6 protein-coding genes are annotated in these 10,159 nt (G+C 62.6%); 2 read left to right on the top strand and 4 right to left on the bottom strand.

Features of this window, described 5'->3' with window-relative positions; all coding sequences use genetic code 11:
* The coding region (locus BN4348_RS39025; RefSeq protein ID WP_066911613.1) for an ATP-binding protein at nucleotides 1–1,994 on the top strand (1,994 nt) is incomplete at its 5' end.
* Nucleotides 1,991–4,054, top strand: a complete 2,064-nt coding sequence (locus tag BN4348_RS39020; RefSeq protein WP_066911610.1) for a hypothetical protein — start codon at nucleotides 1,991–1,993, stop codon at nucleotides 4,052–4,054. The genes BN4348_RS39025 and BN4348_RS39020, both read left to right, overlap by 4 nt.
* 66 nt (nucleotides 4,055–4,120) lie before the next feature.
* Here the strand turns inward: BN4348_RS39020 and BN4348_RS39015 are convergent, their stop codons facing one another.
* From BN4348_RS39015 to brxL, 4 genes are read right to left on the bottom strand one after another with little or no spacing between them, the layout of a single operon-like run.
* Nucleotides 4,121–4,747 (bottom strand): uracil-DNA glycosylase, encoded by a 627-nt coding sequence (locus BN4348_RS39015; protein WP_084454082.1) that lies wholly within the window; start codon nucleotides 4,745–4,747, stop codon nucleotides 4,121–4,123.
* 42 nt (nucleotides 4,748–4,789) lie between these two features.
* Nucleotides 4,790–6,769 (bottom strand): ATP-binding protein, encoded by a 1,980-nt coding sequence (locus BN4348_RS39010; RefSeq protein WP_066911607.1) that lies wholly within the window; start codon nucleotides 6,767–6,769, stop codon nucleotides 4,790–4,792.
* Nucleotides 6,762–8,024 (bottom strand): SIR2 family protein, encoded by a 1,263-nt coding sequence (locus BN4348_RS39005; protein WP_084454080.1) that lies wholly within the window; start codon nucleotides 8,022–8,024, stop codon nucleotides 6,762–6,764. The genes BN4348_RS39010 and BN4348_RS39005 overlap by 8 nt, the downstream gene beginning before the upstream one ends.
* On the bottom strand, nucleotides 8,021–10,156 hold the full coding sequence (brxL, locus tag BN4348_RS39000; RefSeq protein WP_084454079.1) for a BREX system Lon protease-like protein BrxL: 2,136 nt from the start codon (nucleotides 10,154–10,156) through the stop codon (nucleotides 8,021–8,023). Before brxL ends, BN4348_RS39005 begins: the two co-directional genes overlap by 4 nt.
* Nucleotides 10,157–10,159: the final 3 nt, after the last annotated feature.

Below are 10,159 nucleotides of genomic sequence, written 5' to 3'. Positions count from 1 at the left end.
CCGCACTGGCGGGCGCGGCCGCCGCCGTCGGCGTCTTCGTCGGGCCCCCGCTCGCCGCCCCCTCCGCCGCGCTGGCCGCGGTCGCGCTGCTGGCCTGGACCGCCGGCATCCGGCGCATCCCGTCCTGGAGCAAAATCCTGCGGGTATCCAGCCCCCACGGCAGCTATCCCGACAGCTACCAAGCCATCCTGCCCGTCGTCGACATGCCGAGAGCCGGCATCATGTTTCCCGGCTCAGAATTCCTGCAAGCCCTCGACGACCTCGACACCGGCGCCATCTTCGACTTCGCCGTCAACCTCGTCACCTTAAGCCGCGAAATGGAATTCGTGCGCAACGACCGCGCCAAAGGCAACATCGACGACCAGTTCACCCAGCGCCGCGACGTACGCAACGGCGACGCCGAACTCATCGCCACCCGGCGCCAACTCGCCGAATACAACCGCCAACTCGAAGCCAACATCGACGAACGTCCCCTGCACGCCGCCTTCGTCATCGCCGTCGGCGCCCCCGACCCGCGCACCCTGGACTACAGCGTCAAACGCCTGCGCGAAGAACTCACCCAATCAGGCCAAATCGCCATCCGCCACTACCGCGGCGCCCAAACCAAACTGTGGGCGGCCTTCAACCCCGCCACGCCCACCCACAAAACCACCGTCGACCAATTCGCCCAACCCACCACCACCAAAAAATGGTCACGGTTTGTGCCGTTCACCTCCTCCATGGTCGGCAACAGCACCGGAATCCTGCTCGGGTTCAATAGAAACAACGCCCTCAACAGCGCAGTGCTGCTCGACCTGCCCGCCGCCGCCCGCCGCAACCACAGCCCCTGTCTGGTGTGCAGCGGCGCCCTAGGATACGGCAAATCCTATTCCGCCAAACGCATCACCCGAGCCGAAATCCAGCGCGGCACACAAGCATTCATCGTCGACCCCGGCATCGAATGGCAAAAAGCCCTCTGCGACGTCGACAACAAAGCCGTCATCGACATGGCGGGCAACCACTTCAGCTGCGACCCCCTGCGCACCTTCCCGCCCCACCAAGCCGGCAGCTACTGGCTGGACTACATGATTCCCATGATGAGCCTCGACCCGCGCAGCGTCGCGGTGAGCCGGCTGCGCACCATCTTGCAAGCCGATGCCCGCCAACGGCTCGGCATCACCAGCACCGCCGCACTCATCACCTACATCAGCCACATCCAAGCCCCCGCGACCGGCCCCGACACCCGCTCACCGCAAGTCGCCAAACTCGCCGACGACCTCGCCCCCATCGCCGCCGCCCTGCAATCGTGGGCCACCTACGACTTCACCCACGCCATCTTCGACGCCACCCTGCCCGTGCCCGACCTGGCCAGCCTCGACGTCACAATCTGGCTCACCGGCAGCCTCGATCTGCCCACCGCCGACGAAATGAACACCCCCCACCTCTACGAACGACTCTCCGACCGCAAACGCGCGTCCGTGGCCATCTACGGCATGCTCGTGCGACTGGCCAGAGTGACGTTCTTCGCCGACAGCGCCCGCTTCGGGCTCATCGTCCTCGAAGAAGCCGGCGCTCTGCTCAACTCCCGCGCCGGCGCCGACGACGCACACCTGATCAGCCGCCGCGCTCGCAAGCACTACACGGGGTTGCTGATCATCACCCAAAACCCGGTCAAAGACCTGGCCCTCATGGGCGATGAATTCATCACCCAACAGCTGATCATGCCGTTTGAAAACGAAGACCTCGCACGCCAAGTCGCCGCAAAAGTCGGCATCCGCCTCGACGACTACCCCGACATCGAAGAGTTCTTCCTCGCCCAGTCCTCACCCGAGGAAATGCGCGACCCCACCGCATTCGACGACGTCGACACCGGCGCTGGCGCCCACCGAGGCGCCCGGCAAGGCTACGGATTCTTCATCGACGAGTTCCGCCGCAAATCACCCATCTGGGTGGCCACCGAACCCGACACCGCCGTGCACCACGCCTACGACACCACCCCCGGACGGGCGGAATGACCACCGCCCCAACCACATTCGGCCAACGCGCCGCCGAATACCTCGGCTACCAAATGGCCACCCGGCCCCGCCTCCGGCGCCTGACCGCCTTCTGGATGATCACCCACACCCTGGGCGCGGCCGCGATCGGCGCCGCCCCACCCGCGGCCGCCTCCACCCTGGCAGGCGCGCTCAACTGGACCGGCGTCACCGACAGCCACGGCGTCCCGGTGGGCAACTACTACCTGTCAGTGGTCAACACCAGCGAAGCCATCACCAAAGCAGGCCCGGGCCTAAGCTTCGACCCCTCAAGCTGGGCCCGGTGGCTGGCCAACGCGCTGACCGTCGGACTGACCCACGAAAGCATCGTCGAAGTGCTGCAAGCCCAAGCCGCCATCTACATCTTCATGATCGCCATGTCGCTCTGGCTGTTGCGGTTCGCCATGTCCAACACCTGGCTGTTGTGGCTGGCCACCTGGTTTCGCCCCGTGTTCGAGACAATTCGGGTCATCCTGGCCGACCTGTGGGTCTTTCCCATCTGCCTCATGCTGGGTCTGGCAGTGGGCGCATTCCATATCCTGTGGCATGGCCGCAAAGGCTTCGGATCGGGAATCATCGTGTCCACCGTGGCCATCGGCGTGCTGGGCATCGTGCTCACCCACGACCCGCTGTCCGACCTCTACAGCGAAAACGGGCTGCTGACCCAAGGACGCAACCTAGGTTTCAGCGTCTCCCAAGCGGCGTTCAACAACGGCTCCATCACCACCGGCGGCGGCCAAGCCCAGCTTCAACACCTCACCGGCCTGATCGCCGACACCACCTTGCGAATGCCGTTGCAGCTGATGAACTTCGGCACCACCGTCGATGACATCGGAAACTGCGGAAACGCCTACACCGCGGCCATGCTCACCCCCCACGACGGCAGCGACCTCGCCGGCCCGGCCCACGCCATGGCCTCCTGCGGAGCACCACAAGCCCTGTCCTTCGCCCAGCACCTCAGCGGCGCCAACCTCGCACTCGGCAGCTGCTACGGCCTACTCGGGGCGATCTTCGCCTTCTTCGTCTGCTACGTCACCTACAGCTACGTCATGGTGTGCTGCGCGGCCTTCATCAACGCCCTGCTGTCCATCGTTGCCGCCGCGCCCGCCATGATCCACGGACACCCGCGCCGGCGTGCCGGCCGGCGCATCAAAATGTTCTTCAAACACGCCGCCCTGGTCTTCGCCTACACCACCTACATCTCCATGGCGGCGATGATCGTGCTGAAAATGGGTGCCCGCAGCGGCTACGCCGATCAAGTCGGCATGACCCACCCGCTGGCCCGGCTGTTCATGATCGCCATCATTTCCGTCGTCGCCATCGGCGTGTTCTGGTGGCTCAAACGCGAACTCGGCGACCACACCCGCCAGGACTTCACCCACTCGATCAGCGACCTCGGCCGCCGAGGCAGCGAAGGCTACCAGCGCGGACAAGACGCCTACGACCGCGCCCGAGACCTCAACTCGCGCGCACCGTGGGCCAACCAATCCGATACCCCCGACGAACCCGACCAGCCCCTCACCGGCCCCCCCGTCAACGGCCGCCCACCCGGCGGGCGACCACCCTCACCCGGAAGCCCGCGCTGTCCCACGCCGGACCCCACACCTAGTCCGCCCGCCGCCGGCTCCGGTGCGGGCGCGGGCCCACCAAGCGCGCCGGTTGCCGGCGCGGGCGCCGCTGACGGGGCAATGGTGGCCGGAGAAGCCGCGACCGCCGTCGTCGCACCCGAAGCCGTGGCCGCCGTCGCTGTCGCCAGCCAGGTCACCCAGCGCCTGCACCGCGACCACAGCCGTGGCGCCCGCGCGGACAGCGGCCAGGCCGCTCCGCCCAGCTCCTCACCCCAAGGCGGGGCCGGGGCACCGAACGTGGCCCAACCGGCCCCAGCACCAGCGACGGGCCGAGCCGGCACCACACGCCCCACCCCCACCGAGCGCGCCACCTCCGGACCCGCATCGGATCGTCAGCCTCACGACGCGCGCCCTCAACCCGACCGAAGCGGCGCGCCACTCGCCGACACCGAAACTCCCGTGAAAGGCCGCTAACACAATGACTGCCGACCCCCAGTCTGGTTGTTTGTCAACGGTTCTGGAATCACAGGCGCAGGCTTACTACTGGTCGCCAAAGCCGAACCTGAGCGCGCGGGTCAGGCTGGCCACGTACCGATCACGGATGCCTGGGTATTGTTCCTGAACCCATGGCTTGAGAATGTGCGACGGATGCGGCGCGAACCGCAGGTCGGGCGAGCCCTTGTTGCGTAGCCGTTGGCGCTCCCACGACAGCGGGTTCGTTTCGGGATAACGCGCCTGCAACACCGCCTGCGCGTCCTTGCCCAAGGCGATGATCAGTTTCGGCTGAACGATCTCAAGCTCACGATGCAGGTACGGCGTGCAATTCTTGATCCATTCGGGCAGAGACCGGTGATTCCTGGGGGGATGGCAGTGCACCACGTTCGTCGTGAACACGTGGCTCTTGTCTTTGCCGACGCTCGCCAGAGCCTCGTCGATCAGCTTTCCGCTGCCGCGGGTGAACGGAATCTGCGAGTCCATGCACGGTTTGCCGCAGAGGCTCTGCCCGACAATCACCACGGGCGAGCACACCGAGCCGAAGCCCGGCGCGGACTGGGTTTCGCCGGGCACGTTCATCGTCGGGCCGCAGCGCTGGCATGTTTCGATCCGCGCGTCGAGCCTTGCCTTGCGTCGCTGCCGAGCACGCTGGTCTGCGGTGATGGTGGTCATGGCTCGACCATTATCGCGGGTATCGTGCCGGCCGGTACCAAATCAGAAAGGGGGTTCGTCGTCCCATGAGAGGTCTTTGTCGAGCTCCAAACCGTCGTCGTCATCATCGTCGAGCGGAGGTAACGGCTTCAACCACTCGGTTGTGACCGACATGGTCCGACTGTTCGGCTCAGATGCCGCCGGAAGCTCCGTGACCTTTACTACGACGGGAACCTGCGCGGACACCCCGGAGAGTACGCAGACCCCGGTCGGCAGGATTGGTAGCGACTCAAACGAGACCCGATCGAGGTAGGCAACGGCTTTCTTGATCGCGTCGATGTCGAGGTCGTTGACCAGGCGATGCAGGAAGTAGTTGTGAAGTTGGGAGATGATCGTCGGCGAGATGTCGTGCGGCCGCTGGCTAGCCAGAGTCAAGAAGACCCCGAACTTGCGGCCTTCCTTGACGATCTCCTCGAACGTTTCAAGCCTGTAGTCCCTCCAGGCCTCGCTCTCGCGCGAGGACTCCAAGGACAAGATGTTGTGAGCCTCGTCGATGATCAGATTGAGATACTGATGGTTCTTGGGATCCATCTCCTTTTTGCGGTCGTAGAGGTGCTTGCATAGCAGCATCGGGATGATTTTGCGCATTGCCAGGTTCACGTCGCGCAGCGAGACGACGATCAGTGGCGTGTCGAACGGCTCATCGTCGGTAGCGACGATGAGTCTCTTGATGTCGGGCACGCGAGTCTCGAGCCGCTTGATCAGCGGAGCAAGGTGCTCGCGGTTCGAGAAGCCGCTGATGATATCGCTGTAATACTGGAGGACGATTTTGAAGCGGATCAGGTCGATTCCCGGCTCGATCGTTGCGAAGTCGATCGGGAGGGCGGTCACCTTGTCGTTCGTCAGCGACTCCCACGTGTGGTGGTCCGAATCGACGTAGTTGGTCCACTCGCCCCAGTAGAATTTGCGCATCGTCGCGTTGTAGTGCAGGTTCTGCTGGAAGTCATCAATCAGATCCGTCAGCTCCTGGGGAGACGCCGCACCTAGGCACGTTTGAATCTCGGCGAGCAGGTTGAGAACCGTCTGCCGATCCAGCGAGGTGTCGTTGCTCTTGGTAGCCCGCAACACCATGTCGCCGATCACGTCGAGCAGGTCGTCCGGCTCGGCCAGCGTCCGGTCCCAGTAATCGCTCGACAGAACACGCGCCAGGAAAGGCGCCTGGGTCTTCTCGGTTGCATTGAGAAGTACCGTCCAGAAGTTGATGTCCTCGACGGCGCTGGAAGGAAGGGGCAGTCGCTGGCCCGTTGCAGTGCGGGTACTCAGGGCGTACTCCCGCTTGTTGAGTACCTCAGTAACGACGGAAGATGAGCGAGGATCTCCATCGTCGTCGTTTCGGTCGAGATACTCGCCGTTGAAGTCGATGAGGACGAACTGGGACCGCTGTCTGAAAGTTTCGTGGTGGGCATACGCCTCGAAGAGCTGGTGGTACAGCTTCGCCAGCGTGTATGACTTTCCGCTGCCGGTGTTTCCAAAGATCCCGACGTGGCTCGCGAAGATCGCATTCACTCCGACGGATACGGGTTGGGTGGGCTCCATCGCGAGGACGCCGATCTCGATTGGCGTGTCGGACTCGCCCACGAAGGTGTGGATCAGGCCAAACTCTGTCCCCGTCAGGATGAAGCACTCGTTGTCGAGTAGGGGCATTTCGCGGACGCCGCGCGTGAACCGTCCGTCTTCGACGTAGCCGATGAGGCTAACGTCGAGCTGACGTGACATGGCTTCCACGCCACGTCGGTAGACCGTAGACGCGGCTCGGTCCTCGCTGATGACCTCGCCGTCAACCTTGGCGATCAGCTCGGAGAAACCCTTGACAATCTTGAGGTAGCTGCCGACAGCGACGTTCCGGACGATGCCGCCCTGGAAAAGCAGATGGGAGCTGTTCTTGAGCTTGTCGACGGCTACACGAACCCGCCGCCCTTCGACCGAGACCACTCGGCCGACGCGGAAGACCGTGTCTTGTTCCAGCACCTCACGCTCAAACATCGGCCCCCTCTTCGTTGGGGATGCGGATGTCGAGTTCGATTCGCTGATCGGGCTCGGGGAACTTGTCAGCGACGATCGGGGCGAAGTAGTCGTCCGTGACCACGTCCAAGGTCGCTTTGCGCTCGTCTCCATCGGCCGGCTCCGAAGGAGCCACGATCTGTATATTGCCGTTCTTTATGTCGTGCTCGCGTATGAGCTCGTGGTAGTCCGCTAGGCCGTTGCGTGAGTAGCAGAAGACGATCACCAGAAGGGTTGGGTTCGCCCGGGCTGCCCTGACAACCACGTCCCGAAGATGCTCGTCACGGAAAGAGAACCCGTGGACGAAGAGGACGCTGTTTTCCTTCTCCAACTCGTTCGCAAGCCGGCGGATGAGTTCGTAATAGGTCTCGTTGAGCACAGTCGTGGCGAACTTCTGCTTGTCGGGATTGACGATGCCGAGCCTGTCGTAAGCCGCCCTGAAAGCCGTGACGGAATCGGGCACTGCTTCGTCAGGCACTCTCGCAAGGAGCGCGGATACTTCGACTTCTTCGGGTTCAGTGATTGAAATCAGGTCCCGCTTCGCGGCGGCGAGCGCCGTTTGGGTATCGGACACCAGACTGAGGCCATGATCGAAGAAGATTTCCACCTTCGTCGGCGACCGTTCTACTTGCAGCCAGCCCGCCGAGCCATGGAGCTTCACAAGGTTGAAGACCGGAACTTCGGACCGCTGCTCGAATCGGCTGGCCATCCGGAACCGCAAAGTGTTGAAGTCTCCGAGGTCGAAGCGGGGGCGTATCTTCCCGCTGAAACCGTCGCTGAAGTCAATCCCCATCTGTTCGAAGGCGACTTCGAACAGCATGTCGACGTTGGTCGTGAAGATGTTGGCCTGCTTGGCAAGAACCGAACTGTGGCGCTTGAGAAGAATCCGGTTAAGGGTCCTGAGGAAGCGCGCGTATGAAGTCAGGACTGTCTCGGTTTCAGCCGTGCGTTCGATTACCTTGAGGTTCGGGGCCAAGACCTCCTCGAAGAAGTAGGCCTGGATCGAAGCGCGAACGATCGCCTTGGCTTCAGCACTGGCCTCGGCGTCGACAAGCTCAGTGAGTGCCTCTTCGATGTTGCCAAGGAGCCCGAAGAAAGCGCAGGGGGTGCCAGCGCCAATCAGGAAGTTGAGGTGTGAGTCCTGGACGATTGTGCGCAGCCGGTCTGTCGTGAGGCCGTCCGCCTGGCTGCCGAACACCGGCCTGTGGGGAACGCCGTTGACGCGCAGTTCCGTCATGAAATATCCGGTGAGGCTTCGCGGATATAGGTGAGCCCGAAAGCGACGACTTGCCTGAACTCCTGGCGACGGGCCCCGATGTCGAACTGGCTGCCGGACCCCTTCTGGAAGATGTCGAGGCCTCGACCGAGGAGGATCTTCCAGCCATTGTCAGCCCGGATGGACCGGTCGTGGATGGTCTCGTCCCACTCAACGTTGAATTTGATCCCGACTGACGCTGCCCCGTCCTGGATGTCCTTGAGCATCAATAGGTGCTGCTGCTGGAACTGGCCGGTGTCTTCCTTGGTCACAAGTGTCACCGAGATCTCGTCCGCTGGGTCCTTCGCGCGAGCCAGCAGGCCAAGTAAGTCAACGAGATTGCGGCCTTGGTGCGGCAAACGGATGTACGGATCAACGATGGTGATGTCGGCCGCGCCGCGAAGGTAAGGAAGCAGCAGCGCTTCGTAGGAGACACCGCGTTGGTTCTCCTGGAACTCGCGGTGACCCTCAAATAGCGGCGCAGGCTTCGACATTGACTCGATGGACGCAGTGACGAGAGCCTCCGACTCGGTGGTCTCGCCTTCCGACGAGTCGCCAGCCCTGCTGTCCTCGCGTCGCCGCTGGTGGTAGTAAGCCGGGTACTCGTCTTCTTCGAGCGTTGTGACTGCGTACCACTCGCCGGCTTTGTCGAGGTAGCCGAACTTCACGTCGGCCATCGTGGTGTCGATGCGAAGGATCTGATCCTTTACGCGCTTTCGGCCTTCGATGGCGAACCGGAGGATTTCCTCGATCTCCCCCTTCGTCGCTTCCCCATGTGGGTAGAGGATTTTCATCAGGCCGGAGAAGGTTTTGTGGATACCGTCACGGTCGCGGGTGGAGATGTCGGAGGCAAGCGTGAAGTGCTGCTGGTAGCGGTCGGAGTAGTCAGCGTTCCGCATGGATTTGAGGATTTCAGCGATGTAGTCGACGACGAATCCGTATCCGTTGGAGAACATCTCGCCGCGGATGGTGTCGACTTCCCAGCCGGGAATGTAGTGGTGCAGGCGGTCGAGGTAGGCCGAGTCGTGGTAGCTCTCGGGTAGCTCGTCGAAGAGGTCTGAGTGTTTGAGCATGTAGGGCACGTTGTGCGAGGTGTTGCCGACGAAGACCATCGATGCCTCTGCGCCAAGTGTCTCGACGCCTCGGGAGAACGATTTGTTCGCCATGTAGTTCTTCATGATGTCCACGAGTGCCTTGTCGGTGCGCTTCTTCTTGCCCGCGAACTCGTCGAAGGCGACAACGTCCCAGTAGCCGACCAGGCCGATGCGGCCGTTGGAATTGTTGACGAAGAGTTTGGGGACAGTGACTTCTCCACCGGAGATGAGCATGCCGTGAGGCGAGAACTCCGAGAAGATGTGCGACTTGCCGGTGCCTTTCGGTCCGAGCTCGACGAGGTTGTAGTTGCGCTCGACGAATGGGATGAGGCGAACAAGCTGGATGAGCTTCGCGCGACGGCCGAACAATTCTGGGTTGAACCCGATTGACTGGATCAGTAGGTCGATCCACGCTTCGGTAGTGAACTCGCGACGGGCGGCGACGTAGCCCTCGAAGTCGAAGGTGGAGAGCTGGATCGGCTTGATCGACCCGAGAATCCACGGCACGACTCGAGCGTTGTCACCGTGGAAGTACTCGATGTCGCAGATGCACCACACGCCGCCGACGAGGAGCTTCGGGTGGGCCGTGATCGTGGCGGGTTCGACGACAACCTGTTTGATGCCGAGGTTGGCAAACGTGGCCTCGTAGACGTCATCCTTGTCGTTCAAGGTGACAGTAACCTTGTCGATAATCTTGTGGCGTCCGCGCTCGCGGATCGTTGACTTCACCAGTTCGGACTGATTGCGGTGAACGTAGTGGTCAGCAAGGATCTGCCGGACCGTGTCGATGCCCACCTGGATGGTGGCTTCGTCGTCGGAGGCGGCGTACTGACCAAGTAGGTACTCCAACACGTACGTCGGCACGATAGCGTTGCCCTTGACCGCCTTGACTAAGTCTTTGCGTACGACCGCGCCCGCGAAGTGCTGGTTGATCTTGCGGTCGAGTGCCGACGGAGCCGGCGGGACATCGGGAACTGCTTCATCGATCGCCATTTCGCTGATCTCACTGACTTCGCCCATTGC

The organism is Mycobacterium interjectum, from assembly GCF_900078675.2.
Taxonomy (GTDB): Bacteria; Actinomycetota; Actinomycetes; order Mycobacteriales; family Mycobacteriaceae; genus Mycobacterium; species Mycobacterium interjectum.
Note: the sequence above shows the minus strand (reverse complement) of the source record. Positions and strands in the feature narration are given on the sequence as shown.